Source organism: Streptomyces sparsogenes subsp. cuspidosporus, assembly GCF_039532705.1.
GTDB classification, from domain to species: domain Bacteria; phylum Actinomycetota; class Actinomycetes; order Streptomycetales; family Streptomycetaceae; genus Streptomyces; species Streptomyces sparsogenes.
Genome location: NZ_BAAASD010000005.1, coordinates 63,513 through 79,289, shown reverse-complemented (window position 1 = coordinate 79,289; position 15,777 = coordinate 63,513). Strand labels below are relative to the sequence as shown.

At 69.9% G+C, this 15,777-nt stretch carries 13 protein-coding genes; 11 read left to right on the top strand and 2 right to left on the bottom strand.

The window, feature by feature from the left end; translation table 11 throughout:
* Positions 1-49: 49 nt before the first annotated feature.
* Positions 50-940 carry a 3-methyl-2-oxobutanoate hydroxymethyltransferase gene (gene panB / locus ABFY07_RS08255; protein ID WP_346173821.1) on the bottom strand — a complete coding sequence of 297 codons (891 nt, stop codon included), beginning with the start codon at positions 938-940 and terminating at the stop codon, positions 50-52.
* Positions 941-1,156: 216 nt separating this feature from the next.
* Here panB and ABFY07_RS08250 point away from each other — a divergent pair, with 216 nt between their 5' ends.
* From ABFY07_RS08250 to ABFY07_RS08205, 10 genes are all read left to right on the top strand, one after another.
* Positions 1,157-2,782 carry an MFS transporter gene (locus tag ABFY07_RS08250; RefSeq protein WP_346173820.1) on the top strand — a complete coding sequence of 542 codons (1,626 nt, stop codon included), beginning with the start codon at positions 1,157-1,159 and terminating at the stop codon, positions 2,780-2,782.
* Entirely contained in the window at positions 2,779-3,387 is a 609-nt protein-coding gene (locus ABFY07_RS08245) for a TetR/AcrR family transcriptional regulator (protein ID WP_346173819.1), read from the top strand. The genes ABFY07_RS08250 and ABFY07_RS08245 overlap by 4 nt, the downstream gene beginning before the upstream one ends.
* A gap of 207 nt (positions 3,388-3,594) precedes the next feature.
* Complete coding sequence (locus ABFY07_RS08240) at positions 3,595-4,623, top strand: endonuclease/exonuclease/phosphatase family protein (protein WP_346173818.1); 1,029 nt, start codon at positions 3,595-3,597, stop codon at positions 4,621-4,623.
* A gap of 125 nt (positions 4,624-4,748) precedes the next feature.
* On the top strand, positions 4,749-5,954 hold the full coding sequence (locus ABFY07_RS08235) for an MFS transporter (RefSeq protein ID WP_346173817.1): 1,206 nt from the start codon (positions 4,749-4,751) through the stop codon (positions 5,952-5,954).
* Between the two features lie 218 nt (positions 5,955-6,172).
* Positions 6,173-6,709, top strand: a complete 537-nt coding sequence (locus ABFY07_RS08230) for a WXG100 family type VII secretion target (RefSeq protein WP_346173816.1) — start codon at positions 6,173-6,175, stop codon at positions 6,707-6,709.
* Positions 6,691-7,818: a hypothetical protein gene (locus ABFY07_RS08225; RefSeq protein ID WP_346173815.1), complete on the top strand. Its 1,128-nt coding sequence runs from the start codon at positions 6,691-6,693 to the stop codon at positions 7,816-7,818. The genes ABFY07_RS08230 and ABFY07_RS08225 overlap by 19 nt, the downstream gene beginning before the upstream one ends.
* A 61-nt stretch (positions 7,819-7,879) precedes the next feature.
* Complete coding sequence (locus tag ABFY07_RS08220) at positions 7,880-8,356, top strand: hypothetical protein (protein WP_346173814.1); 477 nt, start codon at positions 7,880-7,882, stop codon at positions 8,354-8,356.
* A 554-nt stretch (positions 8,357-8,910) separates the two neighbouring features.
* Entirely contained in the window at positions 8,911-10,077 is a 1,167-nt protein-coding gene (locus ABFY07_RS08215) for a methyltransferase domain-containing protein (RefSeq protein WP_346173813.1), read from the top strand.
* A 60-nt stretch (positions 10,078-10,137) separates the two neighbouring features.
* Entirely contained in the window at positions 10,138-11,358 is a 1,221-nt protein-coding gene (locus ABFY07_RS08210) for an MFS transporter (RefSeq protein WP_346173812.1), read from the top strand.
* A 66-nt stretch (positions 11,359-11,424) separates the two neighbouring features.
* Complete coding sequence (locus ABFY07_RS08205) at positions 11,425-12,234, top strand: alpha/beta fold hydrolase (RefSeq protein ID WP_346173811.1); 810 nt, start codon at positions 11,425-11,427, stop codon at positions 12,232-12,234.
* Positions 12,235-12,346: 112 nt separating this feature from the next.
* On the opposite strand, the gene ABFY07_RS08200 is transcribed toward ABFY07_RS08205, so the two are convergent.
* A complete protein-coding gene (locus ABFY07_RS08200) occupies positions 12,347-13,969 on the bottom strand; it encodes a multicopper oxidase family protein (protein WP_346173810.1) in 1,623 nt (540 codons plus the stop codon).
* Between the two features lie 383 nt (positions 13,970-14,352).
* Between ABFY07_RS08200 and glnA the strand changes: the two genes are divergently transcribed.
* Positions 14,353-15,714 carry a type I glutamate--ammonia ligase gene (glnA, locus tag ABFY07_RS08195; RefSeq protein WP_346173809.1) on the top strand — a complete coding sequence of 454 codons (1,362 nt, stop codon included), beginning with the start codon at positions 14,353-14,355 and terminating at the stop codon, positions 15,712-15,714.
* Positions 15,715-15,777: the final 63 nt, after the last annotated feature.

The following is a 15,777-nucleotide window of genomic DNA, read 5'->3' as shown; positions in this document are numbered from 1 at the left end:
GATGGCTCGGCGTGCCTCGGCGGGGCCCATGAGCGGGCCCCTTCAGGGGTCAGCGGAAGGAGTGCTCCGCGGTCGGGTAGGCGCCCTGGACGACGTCCTCCGCGAAGGCCCGCGCCGCGTCCCCGAGGGTCTGCCGCAGCTGCGCGTACTGCTTCACGAAGCGCGGCACGCGGCCCGCGGTCAGCCCGGCCATGTCGGTCCACACCAGGACCTGCGCGTCGCAGTCCGGCCCGGCGCCGATGCCCACGGTCGGGATGTGCAGCGAGCGGGTGACCTCGGCGGCCACCTCGGCCGGGACCGTCTCCAGCACGACCGCGAAGGCGCCCGCGTCCTGGACGGCCTTGGCGTCCCGCAGCAGTTGCTGCGCGGCCTCCTCGCCGCGCCCCTGCACCGGGTACCCGCCGTAGGCGTTGACGGACTGCGGGGTGAGGCCGACGTGCGCCATGACCGGGATGCCGGACTGGACCAGCAGCTCGATCTGGTGGGCGGAGCGCTCGCCGCCCTCCAGCTTCACCGCGCCCACTCCGGCCTCCTTGACCAGGCGGGTGGCGCTGCGCAGCGCCTGCACCGGGCCCTCCTGGTACGAGCCGAAGGGCAGGTCGCCGACGATCAGGGCGCGCTTTGTGCCCCGGACGACGGCGGCGGACAGGATGGTGATCTCGTCCATGCTGACCGGCACGGTGGACTCGTAGCCGAGGTGACAGTTGCCCATGGAGTCGCCGACGAGCATGACCGGGATGCCGGCCTCGTCGAAGACGGAGGCGGTCATCGCGTCGTAGGCGGTGAGCATGGGCCACTTCTCGCCGCGCTCCTTGGCGGCGGCGATGTCACGGACGGTGATGCGCCGGGACCCGGTCCCTCCGTACAGCGCCTTCCCGGCCGCCGAGGGGCCGGTCCCGCTGCTGTCGTGCTGTTTCCCGGCAGGGGTGACGTGCGTCATCGCAACGCTCCTGTTCGTCATCTCGAGGCGCCCTGACGGCGTCCCCGGACCACCCCCCATGCTGGCACGCGGTGTCGCGGCGCGAAAGTGGGCCCCGGCGTGCGCTGGGCCACCCCGGGATACGAAAAGCCGCTCATCGAAAAGTCCGGTAAAGCCTCGCAAAGATTTTCCAATACGAGACGGGGCCGTCTCGGAACGCTGCCTAGCCTGGGAGATATGGCATCCCCCTCCGACACCCAGGGCGCCCCCGCCGAGAGCGGCGTCCCCGAGGTGATCCACCGCAGGCGGTGGGCGATCCTGGTCGTGCTGATGCTCAGCGTCCTGGTCGTCGTCCTCGACAACTCCATACTCAACGTGGCGATGAAGACCATCGCCTCGCCCGAGCCCACCGGGCTCGGCGCCGCCCAGAGCCAGCTGGAATGGGCGATCAACTCCTACACCCTCGTCTTCGCCGGGCTGCTGTTCACCGCCGGGCTCCTCGGGGACCGGCTGGGCCGCAAGAAGGTGCTGCTGGGCGGCATGACGGTGTTCGGCATCGGCTCGGTGCTCGCCGCGTTCTCCGGCTCGCCGGGCGAACTGATCGGCTACCGGGCCGTGATGGGCCTGGGCGCGGCGTTCGTGATGCCCGCCACCCTCGCGATCCTGGTGAACGTCTTCGAGCGCGAGGAGCAGCCCAGGGCCATCGGCATCTGGACCGCCGCCGTCGGCCTCGGCATCGCCATCGGCCCGATCACCGGCGGGGTGCTGCTGGAGCACTTCTGGTGGGGCTCGGTCTTCTTCGTCAACGTGCCCATCGTCATCGTCGCGCTGGTCGCGATGAGCCTGCTGGTCCCCGACTCCAAGGACCCGGCGCCCGGCCGGCTGGACCCCGGCGGGGTGGTGCTGTCGGTCGTGGGCCTGGTGCTCCTGGTGTACGGCATCATCAAGGGCGGCCAGCTCGCCGACTTCACCGACGGGCGGGTGCTGGGCACGATCGGCGGCGGACTGGCCGTCCTGGTGCTGTTCGTGGTGCACGAGAAGCGCAGCGACCACCCGGCCATCGACGTCTCGTACTTCCGCAAGCCCGCCTTCTCGGCTGCCATCGCCGCGATCGCGCTGGTCTTCTTCGCCCTGATGGGCGTGACCTTCTTCATGGTCTTCTACATCCAGAGCGTGCGCGGCTACAGCGCCCTGGAGTCCGGCCTGCTGATCCTGCCGCTCGCCGTCGCCCAGCTGATCTTCGCGCCGCGCACCCGGCTGGTCGTCGAGCGGTTCGGGGTCCGGACGGTGTGCGCGGGCGGCATGCTGCTGGTGGCCGGAACCATGGCGGGCTTCACCCAGCTGGCGGTGGACACCCCGCTGGTGGTGATGGAGGTGCTCTTCTTCGTCCAGGGCGCGGGGATGGCGCACATCATGCCGCCCGTCACGCTGACGGTCATGCAGACGCTGCCGCGCCAGAAGGCCGGTTCCGGCTCGGCGCTCAACAACACCTTCCGCCAGGTCGGCGGCGCGCTCGGGGTCGCGGTGCTCGGCTCGGTGCTCTCCACCGCCTACCGCGACGGCATCAAGGACACGCTGGCGGCCGTGCCCGGGCTGCCCGACTCCGCGCGCCACGCGGCGGGGGAGTCCGTCGAGGCCACCCTCGGCCTCGCCGAGAAGCTGGGGCCCAAGGGCCAGGCGCTGATCGGCCCGGCCCATGACGCCTTCATCCACGCCATGCACGTCACCGCGCTCGGCTCGGCCGCGGTCGCCCTCCTCGGCGCGCTGGTCTCGGTGGCCTTCCTCCCCCGCAAGGGAGCCGCCCCCGGCGACCCCGACGCCGGCCGGCCGAGGGAGAAGGCGGGAGCCGGGGCGGGACGATGACCGCGTCCGGGTACGCGGGGGCCCGGCTGCCGGGGCGGCCGCGCAGCGCCGCCGCCGACGCCGCGATCATCGAGGCCGCGCTGCGGCTGATCGAGGAGGGCGCCACGATCGGGGAGCTGTCCATCGAGCGGATCGCGCGCGAGGCGGGGGTGGGCAAGGCCACCGTCTACCGCCGCTGGTCCGGCAAGGAAGCGCTGATGATCGATGTGATGCGCTCCCTGGAGGAGCCGAACCCGAGGCCGGCCGGGGCCTCGGTCCGCGACGACCTGGTCACCCTCCTGGAGCTGATGCGGCGGCGCGGCCTGGCCAAGCGGAACTCCGCCCTCCTGCGCACGGTCGTCACCCAGATGCACGCAAACCAGGAGCTGTGGCGCGCCTACGACGCCCATGTGATAGCGGCCCGGCGGGAAATGCTGTACGAGGTGCTGCGCCGCGGGATGGCCCGCGGCGAGATCCGCGGCGATCTGGACCTCGAGCTGCTCGCCGACCTGTTCACCGGTCCGATGCTGTCCCGCGTGATCCTCCACGAGTGGAAGGCGCTCCCGGAGGGACTGGCCGAGACCATCGTCGATACGGTGCTGGAGGGGGTGCGGCCCCGGCCGTGACATCCGCCGCCTTGCGGCTGGTTTGTGCTCGTTCTGTCACAACGGTCCCGCCTCCCCCGGCATCCGGAACCCGTACGCTCCCGGCGAACGTCCCCTTGTCGGGGGGCGCTCGCCCGGGTGTCGGGGGAAGCCTGGTGATCACCTAGGGTCTTGGCGCAGGGCGCGGCGGACGAGGCAGTGGCAGAGGCAGTGAGGGACGGACAGCGAATGGCGCAGGCGTACACGCAGGAGACGGCGCAGCACCCAGGGGATGCCCCGCGGCCGACCGGCTCCAGGGTCCGGCGTCTCCTCGACGGGCTCCGGCGTGACCGCGGCTTCTGGCGGCGGGGTCTGGTGCTCGCGGCGATCGCGGTGGTCCTCGCGCTGGTCATGATCTTCCATGCCGAGATCCCCAACCGGGTGGGCAACCTCGGCAGCCTGCTGGAGACCTTCCTGCCCTGGCTGGGCCTGCTGGTCCCGGTGCTGCTGGTGCTCGCGCTGGTGCGCCGCTCGGCGAGCGCCCTGCTCGCGCTGGTGCTGCCGGTCTCCGTATGGCTGAACCTCTTCGGCGGGCTGATGTTCGCCGACAAGTCCGGCAGCGGCGGCGATCTGACCGTCGTCACCCACAACGTCAACGCGGACAACCCCGACCCGGCCGCCACCGCGAAGGACGTGGCCGCCTCGGACGCGGACGTGGTGGCCCTGGAGGAGCTGAAGAGCGCCGCGGTGCCCACGTACGCGCGGGCGCTGGCCGGCACCTACCGGTACCACACGGTCCAGGGCACGGTCGGGGTGTGGAGCAAGTACCCGCTCTCCGGCACCAAGCCGGTGGACATCAAGCTGGGCTGGACGCGGGCGCTGCGCACCACCGTCGCCGCCCCGGCCGGCCGGGTCGCCGTCTACGTCGCCCACCTGCCATCCGTCCGGGTGAAGTTCAACTCGGGCTTCACCGCCGGGCAGCGCGACGACAGCGCCGACGCGCTGGGCGCGGCGATCGCCCACGAGCCGCTCCGGCGGGTGATCCTGCTGGGCGACCTGAACGGCACGATGAACGACCGGGCGCTGGCCCCCGTCACCTCGCAGATGCGCTCCGCGCAGGGCGCGGCGGGCGACGGCTTCGGCTTCAGCTGGCCCGCGTCGTTCCCGATGGCGCGGATCGACCAGATCATGGTGCGCGGGGTGGCGCCGGTGTCGGCGTGGACCCTGCCGCGGACCGAGAGCGACCACCTGCCGGTGGCGGCGTCGGTCAAGCTCTGAGCGGCAAGCCCTAACGATCTGTTCACCTGGGGGTTTCGCGGGGGGAACAAAACGCGTGAGAGACTTTGTTCCGGAAGAGAACATAAAAAGTCCCCGCAGTTTTTCCCCGTTTGGAAAGGTCTCTCATGCCCCTGGCCCTGCTCGCACTCGCTGTGAGCGCCTTCGGCATCGGTACCACCGAGTTCGTGATGATGGGCCTGCTGCCCAACGTCGCCGACGATCTGGGCACCTCGGTGCCAACCGCCGGATACCTCGTCTCCGCCTACGCCATCGGAGTCGTGGTGGGCGCTCCGCTCCTGACCGCCCTCGGCTCCCGCGTCCCGCGCAAGCGGATGCTCATCCTTCTCATGGCGCTCTTCACGGTGGGCAACCTCGCCTCCGCCCTGGCCCCCTCCTTCGGGCTGCTGGTGGCCGGGCGGGTGCTCGCCGGGCTGCCGCACGGCGCGTTCTTCGGCGTCGGCGCGGTGGTCGCGGCGCGGCTGGTGGCGGAGGAACGGCGGGCCCGCGCGGTCGCCACGATGTTCCTCGGCCTCACCGTCGCCAACATCGTCGGCGTGCCCGTGGCCACCCTGCTCGGCCAGCGCCTCGGCTGGCGCGCCACCTTCCTCGTGGTCGCCGCCATCGGCGTCGTCGCCATGGCCGCGCTCGCCCGGCTCGTCCCGCGGATCTCCCTCGACCAGCAGGCCGGCCTCCGCCACGAGCTGGGCGCGCTGCGCGACCGGCAGGTCGTGCTGGGCCTGCTCACCGCGGTCTTCGGCTTCGCCGGCGTCTTCGCCGTCTACAGCTACCTCGCCTCGATGATGACCGAGGTCACCGGCCTCGCCGAGGCCTCCGTCACGGTGGTGCTCGCCCTCTTCGGCATCGGCATGACCCTCGGCGCGCTGATCGCCGGACCCCTCACCGACCGGGCGCTGCGCCCGACGCTCTACGGCTCGCTGGCGGCCCTCGCGGCGGTGCTGGTGCTGTTCGACTTCACGGTGCACGTGAAGTGGGCGGCCCTGGCCACGGTCGTGGTGCTGGGCGCGGTCGGCTTCATGACCACGACCCCGCTGCAGATGCTGGTCATGAACAAGGCCCGCCACGCCCCGACCCTCGCCTCCGCCTCCAACCACTCCGCCTTCAACCTCGCCAACGCGGGCGGCGCCTGGCTCGGCGGCGTCGCGATCGCGGCCGGCTGGGGCTGGACCTCCCCGACCCTGGTCGGCGCCGTCCTCGCCGTGGTCGGCCTCGCCATCGCCGTCACGGCGGGCGCGCTCGACCGCGACCGCCACGAGCCGTCCCGCGTGGTGGCGACCAGCGACTCGGTGCCCCGCTACTCCGAGGTGAGCTGACCGCGGAGTCCGCACCAACCGTCCGCATGAACGCGCTCCCGCTCCCGGCCGATGTCGGGAGCGGGAGCGCGACGTTGTGGGGCGCGACATGGACGGGCGATCGGCCGACAACTGCGGTGCGTAACCCAGTCGAAACAGCGGGAGGCCGTCGGTTACGCTGACACACGTATTCAAACACGCTTCGTATGCAGTGGGTAGGCGATAGGGGGGTCGTCCATATGACAGGAAAACGGACAACAGAAGGTGATCTGCCGGAACCGCCGCTGTTTCTACCGACACCTCCGGGTGCTGATCCATCCGAGGGAAAGTCGCTGATCCTCAGTCCCCACCTGCAACCCAAAGACCCCCCAGCCACGCGGCCCAAGTCGAAGATCGACGAGTATCTCTCCGGCATGCCGAGCAAGCCAGTGGAAGGAACTCCCGAGCTGCCGCCGTCTCTGCAGGGGAAGAAACTGAAGATCGCGACTTCAGTACTGCGTGCCGCCGCTGACAGCGCCGACAAGATATACGACGACTTCTCCAAGCCCGCTGCCGCTCTCGAAGAGCCGACGAAGAGCGCCGTGACGGCCATGGGCGGTTGGGAGTCCGCACGTGCGCTCAAGACCTCTCACGGAAATTGGGAGGCCCAGGCCGGCACGGTGGTCGCATGGCTCCAGACCATCTCTGAGAGCCTGCGAGCAGCCGCACGCAGCCACACCAGCACCGACCACGAGGTCTGGGAGTCCATTCAGCCCGTGTGGAGGAAGAAGAACTGATGCCTTCCTTCTTCCCGGAGCTGATGAACACGGATTTCAGCAAACTCGACGCGCTCGCCGATAAATGGCGCGCGACACACAAAGACATCAAAGGGTTAGCCAAGCGCGTCCAGAAGGAGATGCTCAAGCCCCTCAAGGACGAGGGGTACTGGGAGGGTGCCGCAGCCCCCTATGCGTGGGCTCAGATCGACAACATCCGCGACCAGATCGAATCGGCCACCAAAGTCGCCGACAGTGTGCGAAAGGTCATCGAGGACGCCGTCGGTGAGCTGAGGGTCATTCAGAAGGACCTCAAGGACGCGGTACGGCGGGCCAGGGACCAAGGTCTGCATGTCGACAGTGACGGTGTGGTTTCCCGCCCTGGGGGAGCCTCGACCGAAAAAGCGATGGACGACGCCCAGGATGAGATCATCGATCTGGTGAAGAAAGGCATCAAGGCCGATCACGCCCTTGCGGTCACGCTCATGACGGATATCGGGCTCGGCGCTTGGTTCAACAGCGGCAAGCAGCGCACCGATATCAATCACACCGACTCGATCAGCGAGAATCAGTACAACGCGGTGGGCCGGGCCCTGGACGGGAAAGATCCTTGGCCTGATCGCAACAACGTTCACCCTTACCGCTTGGGATGGGACTGGCTCTCGGGTACCGGCCCGGAGCACAGAGAGTTCACCAACGGCGACAAGCTCACCGAACTGATCCGCAGAAGTGAGAGCATGAAGGGCATCAGAGAGAAAACGCTCAGCAAATGGCAGGAGACCGCGCGGTTGAAGGGTGACGTCAAGTACTCAATTTCTGAGGACGGATATATCGGTGCCGGTAAAAAGCTGGTCACGGAAGACATCCCTGCCATATTCACCAACGACAAGGACGGACTCGGTCAAGCATTCACCGGCTCGTACTCGGTCAAATACGAGGTCAAGGGTGTTGAGGACGACGGGTCGCTCGTAGTGAAATACGAGCTGGACAACAAAACAAGCCGTTCATCCTTCCTGCATTATATCGGCTACCATAAATGGATGGATATCGTCAACTCGGGCTGGGGGCCGGGTCGTGACATCCATCAGAAAATCGTGTGGACGGAGCGGATTCCCGCCGATGGTTCGTAAGGACGGCCGACGTGGCCGTAGGCTGCTCCGGCGCTTGTTCGCCACCAAACTACGAGGATGCATGACCTTGCTGGTGGGGATACCGGTACTGTGGACTGGTTTCGTGGTTTGTTTCAACCTCATCTCCGGGGACTACCGCACGCCTTGTGATCCGGAGCCTTACCTTGGGTCGGTCGATAAGCGGCAAATTTACGGGCATTACCGGGGCCAGAAAGGAAGTGAGCTGATACTGAAGCCCCCGTCGGATTCCTCTGAGTCTGGGTCAGTTGCGTTCACGGTGAAGAACTGGCCGGTGTGGGAAGAGCCGTTGCGTGATCCTGGCGATATGGACCGGATCAGCGGTTCAGGAGTCTGGGATATCCAGCCGATGGGGGAGAAATCTTACTACGTCGACCTGACTTTCCTTGGGTCGACCGACATGCAGATTCTTGAGAAGCCTGAACTCTTGATCATAGGGGGAGATCGCTCCTCTTTCTTCCTGTACGACTCGTCAGGCAGCACTGATGACTGCGCCTTCGTGCTGGAGAAAGGTGAATAGGACGATGTCTCATGAGCCAGTTTTATCCTGACTGACGGGCGGTCTCGGTGTCGTGCAGGACGAGGACTGGCCAACTCGGTGTCCCCGCGCTGCTGCAGCCCGGCCCAGCGCGGCACCTGGGCGTGTCCGCCGATGCAGAGTTGAGCGGAGCTGGCGCTGGACCTCGCCGACCCTGGCCGTCGTGGGCCTGGCCGTCGCGGTCACGGCGGGCGCGCTGGGCCGGGGCGCGCGGGGTGTCCCGGGTGGTGGAGAGCAGTGAGTCGGCGCCCCGACCTCCGTGGAGGCCTGACCCCTCGCCGCCGTACGCATCGCCTGTACGGACCGCGCGCGGCAACGCGCCCTCGCTCCCGATGGGACTGGATCCAGCACGCCACAGGGCTACGCATCGCGGAGGCCATCGCTGACGAACTGCAAGGAGTACCCGCGTGAGTCACCCCGACCTCGACGACGTATGGCCGCTCCGCGCCGGCCTCGTCGCCGAGTTGTAGAAGGGCGGTTCGATCCGGTCGCCCGAATGGGCCGAGGCATTCGCCACCGTGCCCCGCCATGTCTTCGTGCCCACGTGGTACAGGCAGGAGACCAACGACAGGGGGATCGCCGTGTGGCGCCTGTGTGAAGCGTTCGACCGCGACGCCAGGCTCGCCGCCGTCTACAGCGACCAGACCCTTGTCACCGCGCTCGACCCCGACACCGCCGAACAGGTCGGCGAGCACGCATGGACTGGCGTGCCCACGTCGTCCAGCACTCTGCCCAGCCTCATGGCGCACATGCTCGAAGACCTCAGCGTAGAGGACGGACACAGGGTCCTCGAAATCGGCACAGGCAGCGGCTATAACGCGGCCCTTCCGAGCGCTCGCCTCGGCGACAGCCTTGTGTACTCCGTCGACATCGACCCTGACCTCGTCGAAAGCGCACGCAGTCGACTCACCACGGCCGGTTTTCAGCCGCACCTCGCCGTCGGCGATGGTCAAAGCGGCTACCCGGCACACTCCGTGTTCGACCGGATCATCGCGACCTGCTCGGTCCCTGGTATCCCTGCCGCATGGATCGAGCAGACCCGGCCCGGCGGCATCATCCTGGCCGACCTGTCCCTCGGCATGGAGGGTGGCCTCGTCCGTCTCGCTGTCGACGAGGAGCGTCGGGCGCTGGGGCACTTCACCACCGCAACCGGACGCTTCATGGCGGCTCGCGGTGCCGCGCGCGGGTACTCCCGGTGTGAGAGGGCACCATACGCACCCCTGGCCGAGGAGCGGGCGAGCAAGGTCATCGCCGCGGACATCCGTGCGTACTACCCGTTCCGCTTGGTGGCCGCCTTCCACCTCCCCGGTGTCGAGCTCGTCTACCACGTCGACGACGGGACCGGTGACATGGAGCTGCAGCTTCAGCGGCGCGATGGGGCGTGGGCCCGCGCCCCGCTGACCGGGGAACGCGTCGCCACCGTCACCTACGGTGGCGCCGTGGACCTGTGGGAGCGGACGGAGGCCGCCTGGCTCTGGTGGGACGACCACGGCCGGCCCGCTCAAGACCGCTTCGGCTACGTCCGGGAGGCCGACGGGCGTGAGTACGCCTGGCACATCCCCGACGGCCGCCGCTGCCCCTCGGCGCCTGACGGGGACGCCAGTGACTTTGTGGTGAGTATCGGACAGCGACACGCCGACGCCATGGCGTGTCGCTGTCCGATACTCACCACAACCTCATCTGAGCAGCTCCGGGAGTCATGATCCGCGGAATCACCCACTGACTTGACTCTGACACCGATGTGAGACTTTAGCGTCACGGGCATGCGTTCAACGTCTCCCCGTGTGAACCGGCTCGCGCTCGTCGCGCTCGCCGCATGTCTGTTCGTGGTGGTCACGGCCGAGTATGTGGTGGTAGGTCTGCTGCCGGAGCTGTCCGGTGATCTGCGGGTGTCCGTGCCCACCGCCGGGCTGCTGGTGACCGGCTACGCGCTGGCGGCCACCGTCGGCGGTCCCGTGGTGACCGCGCTGACGCTGTGCGCGCCGCGTAAGGGGGCGTTGCTGGGGCTGCTGGGCGTGTTCACGGCGGGCAATCTGGTGGCCGCGAGCGCCGGCGGGTTCGGGCTGCTGATGGCCGCGCGGGTGCTCACCGCGCTGACCCACAGCACCTTCTTCGCGATCACCGTGGTGACCGCCGCGGCGATGGTCCCCGAGGAGCGGCGGGGCCGGGCGGTCGCCTTCGTGTCCACCGGGCTGAACCTCGCCACCGTCCTCGGCGCTCCGCTCGGCACCTGGATCGGGAACGCCCATGGCTGGCGGGCGGCGTTCTGGGCCCTCGGCTCGGTCAGCGCGCTGGCGTTCGCGGCCGTCGCGCTGCTCGTCCCGGCCATCCGCCCGGACGCGGCGCCCCGGCTCCGAGACGGGCTCGCGGCGCTGCGCGTCCGCCGGGCCGTCGTACTCCTCGCGGTCACTCTGGTCGTGGAGACCGGGTTCTTCGTCGTTTACACCTACATCGCGCCGATACTCGGCGGCGTCGCCGGATTCGGCGAGGGGTCCGTCACGGTCCTGCTGGTCGTCTTCGGCGGCGGGGCGCTCGTCGGCAACATCATCGGGGGCCGATTGGCCGACCGCCGCCCCCGCAGCGCGCTGCGCGTCCTGATCGGCGCGCTGGCGGCCGGGCTGGCCGCCTTCGCGGTCACCAGCCACTGGGCCGCGACGGCCGCGGTGACGGTGTTCGGCCTCGGCGTGGTCGCCTTCGCGCTGGTGCCGGTGTTGCAGACCCAGGCGGTGGCCGCCGCGCCGGACGCCCCCACACTGGCCGTGTCCGCGTACACCTCCGTCTTCAACCTCGCCATCGCGGCCGGGTCCTGGCTCGGCGGCCGGGTTCTGGGCAGCGGCGGCCTCGGCCTCACCGCACTCGCCCCGATCGGCGCGCTCGTCGTGCTGGCCGGGCTCGGTCTGACGGCCCAGACAGTCTTCACGGGGCGCGGCCGCGTACGGCCGGGCCGGAACGGCGACGCCGAGCCGGCGCGCCAGGCCCTGTGATCGTCCAGGCAGCCTCGTCGTGGCGCCGGGATCAGCACATTGATATTCCACGGAAGGAACACCTTCATGACCACCGCATCAACACTCGGACGTATCGTGCGCGGCTCGGGCCCCGGGCTGTTGCTCGCCCATGGGGCGACGGGGAGCATCGACGGGAATTACGGTCCGATCCTCGACGGGCTGGCCGAGCGCTACAAGGTGGTCGGCCCGGACTACCCCGGCTCCGGGCGCACCCCGCGCGCCGAGGAGCCGCTCCAGCTCGACCGGCTGGCCGACGAGCTCGTCGCCGCCGCTGTCGAGGAGGGCCTGGACACCTTCGCGATCGCAGGTTATTCCCTGGGCACCCCGGTCGCGCTGCGGGCCGCGAGCCGGCACCCGGAACGGGTGACCGCGCTGGTGCTGACGGCCGGCTTCGCGCGCCCGAACGCCCGGTTGCGGCTGCTGAGCGAGGACTGGCTGCGCCATCTGCGGTCGGGCGACGAGGAGGCGCTGGCCCGGTGGGCGGTGCTCAACGGCGCCGGGGCGCCGTTCGTGGACCGGATGACCGCGGATGAACTCGCGGCCACCGTGGCCGGGGCCCGGGACTCCGTACCGCCTGGGGCCGTGGAGCAGGTCGAGCTCGTCGGCAGCGTGGACGTGCGCGAGGACCTCGGCCGGGTGCGGGTGCCCACCCTGGTGATCTCCACCGCCGTGGACTCCATGGTGACGCCGTACCACCACCGGGAGGTCGCGGACGGGATACCCGGCGCGGAGTTCGCCGAGCTGCCGTCCGGCCACCTGCCGTTCGTGGAGGCGCCGGCGGAGTGGCTCGGGTTGATCAGGAAATTCCTGGACGCGCACGTGGAAAGCCAGGCCGGGACAGTTACCTCGCGGTGAGAACAGAAGGGTGAGAACGGGACAACGACACGCCGACGGCACGGCGTGTCGTTGTCCCGTATTCAGGACGAACGTATTCACCGCGGACCACGACGAGGCCGCGGGGGTGCGGCTACTTCCGGTATCCGATGATTGTCATCAGCCCGGACTCGGAGTGGTAGATGTTGTGGCAGTGGACCATCCACAGCCCCGGGTTGTCCGCGTCGAACTCCACGTCCACCTTGTGGTGCGGCAGCACGATCGTCGTGTCCTTGCGCGGGCCGCCGCCCGGGAGCTGGAAGGTGTGGCCGTGCAGGTGCATCGGGTGCCACATGTCGGTGCCGTTGATGAACGAGACGCGGACCCGCTCGCCCGCGCGCACCGGATAGCGCTGCGCCGGGTCGTAGGGCTTGCCGTTGATCGCCCAGTCGTACCTCGCCATGGACCCCGTCATCCGCAGCCGGACGGTCCGGTCGGGGTCGCGCGGGGTGAGCCGCACGTCCTCCGCGGCCTTGAGCCGGTCCGCGGTGAGCAGCCTGCCGTCCAGCTCCCTGGGGCGCACGGACGGCGGCGGCGCGGCGGCGCCGTCGCTCGTGCGCAGCAGGGCCATCGCGGCGCCCCCCTTGCCCTCGGCGAGCGCGACGAGCGGGAAGACGCCGTCCTGGGCGGTGACCAGCACGTCGTAGCGCTCGGCCATGCCCAGCAGCAGCGCGTCGGTGGTGGTGTGCTCGACCGGGTAGCCGTCGGTGTGGGTGACCGTCATGGTGTGGCCGCCGAGCGCGACGCGGAAGGGGGTGTCCCCGCCCACGTTGACGAAGCGGATGCGGATGCGGTCGCCCGGCTTGGCGCGGAAGGCCCGGGGGTCCTCCGGGGCGCGGCCGTTGACCAGGTAGTACGGGTACGCCACGTCCCCCGGGTCGCCCTCCAGCAGCCGGCTGCGGGCGCCCCGCAGCCTCCGGGACGGCCCGGCGGGGCGCCCGCCGGGGCCGCCGTCGGCGCCTTCGAGGTCCTCGGTGTCCTGGGCGCCCTCGCTGTCGTCCATCCCGGCCATCCTCGCCCGGCCGCCGGTCAGCTCGTCCAGCACCGCGTCCGGGGTGCTGCCGTCCACCCCGTCGACCCAGTCGTCGAGCATGACGATCCACTCGTGGTCGTATTCCAGCGGCTCCCTCGGGTCCTCGACGATCAGCGGTGCGTACAGCCCCCGGTCCAGCTGGACGCCCGAGTGCGGATGGAACCAGTACGTGCCCGGGTCCGGCACCGCGAAGCGGTAGTCGAACGAGGCCCCGGGCCTGATCGGCTGCTGGGTCACGCCCGGCACGCCGTCCATGTCGTTGCGGAGCGCGATGCCGTGCCAGTGCAGGGTGGTCGAGCGCGGCAGGTTGTTGTCGAGCCGGACCGCGAGCGTGTCGCCGGCGGTGACCCGGACCGGCCGACCGGGCAGCTCGTCGCCGTACGTCCAGGTCCTGACCGTGCGGTCGCCGAGGTCGAGCGAGGAGGGGGTGGCGGTCAGCCGGATCTCCCGTACGGCCCCCCGCGCCCGCCCGCGCTCGGCGGCGGCGACCTCCTCGCCGTCGGGGGAGACATAGCCCGGGGGCACGGCGGAGGCCGGGCCGCCGGGGTTGCCGGACGCGGACGGCGTGGCGGAGGCCGAGGACGCCGGGGACGCGGAGGAGGAGGCCGCGCAGGAAGCGAGCAGTCCGCCGCCCGCGACGCCGATTCCCGCGCCGATCACGGCGCGGCGAGTGTATGCGTGCATGAGTGAGCACCCCAATGCCGGTGTGTGTGAGCTGCGTGGGAGGTCGGCGCGTACGCCCGCCCCGCTCAGGGGCGCGGGGTCCGGCGTACGCGCCCCGCTATGCGCAGCGGAACGGCGCGCGACGGCGGGGCGGCGCGCGACGGCGGGGCGGGGCGGAGCATGGCCGGAGCCTACCCCCAAGGGGTATGGAAACCCCGGTGGCGGGCCCGGGAGGGAAAGCGCTCTGGGCCGTCCGGGGCCGCGTGAAAGTACGATGCACACATCGTGGCGGGGACACGGGGCGCGGGTGCGAAACCTCGCCGAAACCCCGCCGGGTGATACTGGGGACCACAGGCGCCCCACGCGTACCCCAAGAGCCGTCTGACCTGCAAGGATAGGGGACCATGGATAAGCAGCAGGAGTTCGTGCTCCGCACCCTGGAAGAGCGCGACATCCGGTTCGTGCGGCTGTGGTTCACCGACGTGCTGGGCTTCCTCAAGTCGGTCGCCGTCGCGCCCGCCGAGCTCGAAGGCGCCTTCGACGAGGGCATCGGCTTCGATGGCTCCGCGATCGAGGGCTTCGCCCGCGTCTACGAGTCCGACATGATCGCCAAGCCGGATCCGGGCACCTTCCAGATCCTGCCCTGGCGCGCCGAGGCCCCCGGCACCGCCCGGATGTTCTGCGACATCCTGATGCCGGACGGCTCCCCGTCGTTCGCCGACCCGCGCTTCGTCCTCAAGCGGATCCTGGCCAGGACCTCCGACCTCGGCTTCACCTTCTACACCCACCCCGAGATCGAGTTCTTCCTGCTCAGCCAGAAGCCCGTGGACGGCAGCCGCCCGGTGCCCGCCGACTCCTCCGGCTACTTCGACCACACCCCGCAGAACATCGGCATGGACTTCCGCCGCCAGGCCATCACCATGCTCGAGTCGATGGGCATCTCGGTCGAGTTCTCCCACCACGAGGGCGCGCCCGGCCAGCAGGAGATCGACCTGCGCTACGCCGACGCGCTCTCCACCGCCGACAACATCATGACCTTCCGCCTGGTCATGAAGCAGGTGGCGCTGGAGCAGGGCGTGCAGGCCACCTTCATGCCCAAGCCGTTCTCCGAGCACCCCGGCTCCGGCATGCACACCCACCTCTCCCTCTTCGAGGGCGACCGCAACGCGTTCTACGAGTCCGGCGCCGAGTTCCAGCTCTCCAAGGTCGGCCGCTCCTTCATCGCGGGCCTGCTGCGCCACGCCGGGGAGATCTCCGCCGTGACCAACCAGTGGGTCAACTCCTACAAGCGCATCTGGGGCGGCTCCCAGCGCACCGCGGGCGCGGGCGGCGAGGCCCCCTCGTACATCTGCTGGGGCCACAACAACCGCTCCGCGCTGGTCCGGGTGCCCCTCTACAAGCCCGGCAAGACCGGCTCCACCCGCGTCGAGGTCCGCTCCCTCGACTCCGGCGCCAACCCCTACCTCGCCTACGCCGTGCTGCTCGCGGCGGGCCTCAAGGGCATCGAGGAGGGTTACGAGCTCCCGGCCGGTGCCGACGACGACGTGTGGGCCCTGTCCGACGCGGAGCGGCGCTCCCTGGGCATCGAACCGCTGCCGCAGAATCTCGGCGAGGCCATCACCCTGATGGAGCGCAGCGAGCTGGTCGCCGAGACCCTCGGCGAGCACGTCTTCGACTTCTTCCTGCGCAACAAGAAGCAGGAGTGGGAGGAGTACCGCTCCGAGGTCACCCCCTTCGAGCTGCGCAAGAACCTGCCGGTGCTGTAAGGGCAGGTCAGCGGGGGTGTACCGCTAGACCGATGATCCGGGCCAGCGTCGTCACGGCGCTGG

Excerpts from the sequence above, each read along its gene's own strand:
- panB (WP_346173821.1), bottom strand. The coding sequence starts at position 940 with ATGACGCACGTCACCCCTGCCGGGAAACAGCACGACAGCAGCGGGACC.
- ABFY07_RS08250 (WP_346173820.1), top strand. The coding sequence starts at position 1,157 with ATGGCATCCCCCTCCGACACCCAGGGCGCCCCCGCCGAGAGCGGCGTC.
- ABFY07_RS08245 (WP_346173819.1), top strand. The coding sequence starts at position 2,779 with ATGACCGCGTCCGGGTACGCGGGGGCCCGGCTGCCGGGGCGGCCGCGC.
- ABFY07_RS08240 (WP_346173818.1), top strand. The coding sequence starts at position 3,595 with ATGGCGCAGGCGTACACGCAGGAGACGGCGCAGCACCCAGGGGATGCC.
- ABFY07_RS08235 (WP_346173817.1), top strand. The coding sequence starts at position 4,749 with ATGCCCCTGGCCCTGCTCGCACTCGCTGTGAGCGCCTTCGGCATCGGT.
- ABFY07_RS08230 (WP_346173816.1), top strand. The coding sequence starts at position 6,173 with ATGACAGGAAAACGGACAACAGAAGGTGATCTGCCGGAACCGCCGCTG.
- ABFY07_RS08220 (WP_346173814.1), top strand. The coding sequence starts at position 7,880 with ATGACCTTGCTGGTGGGGATACCGGTACTGTGGACTGGTTTCGTGGTT.
- ABFY07_RS08210 (WP_346173812.1), top strand. The coding sequence starts at position 10,138 with ATGCGTTCAACGTCTCCCCGTGTGAACCGGCTCGCGCTCGTCGCGCTC.
- ABFY07_RS08205 (WP_346173811.1), top strand. The coding sequence starts at position 11,425 with ATGACCACCGCATCAACACTCGGACGTATCGTGCGCGGCTCGGGCCCC.
- ABFY07_RS08200 (WP_346173810.1), bottom strand. The coding sequence starts at position 13,969 with ATGCACGCATACACTCGCCGCGCCGTGATCGGCGCGGGAATCGGCGTC.
- glnA (WP_346173809.1), top strand. The coding sequence starts at position 14,353 with ATGGATAAGCAGCAGGAGTTCGTGCTCCGCACCCTGGAAGAGCGCGAC.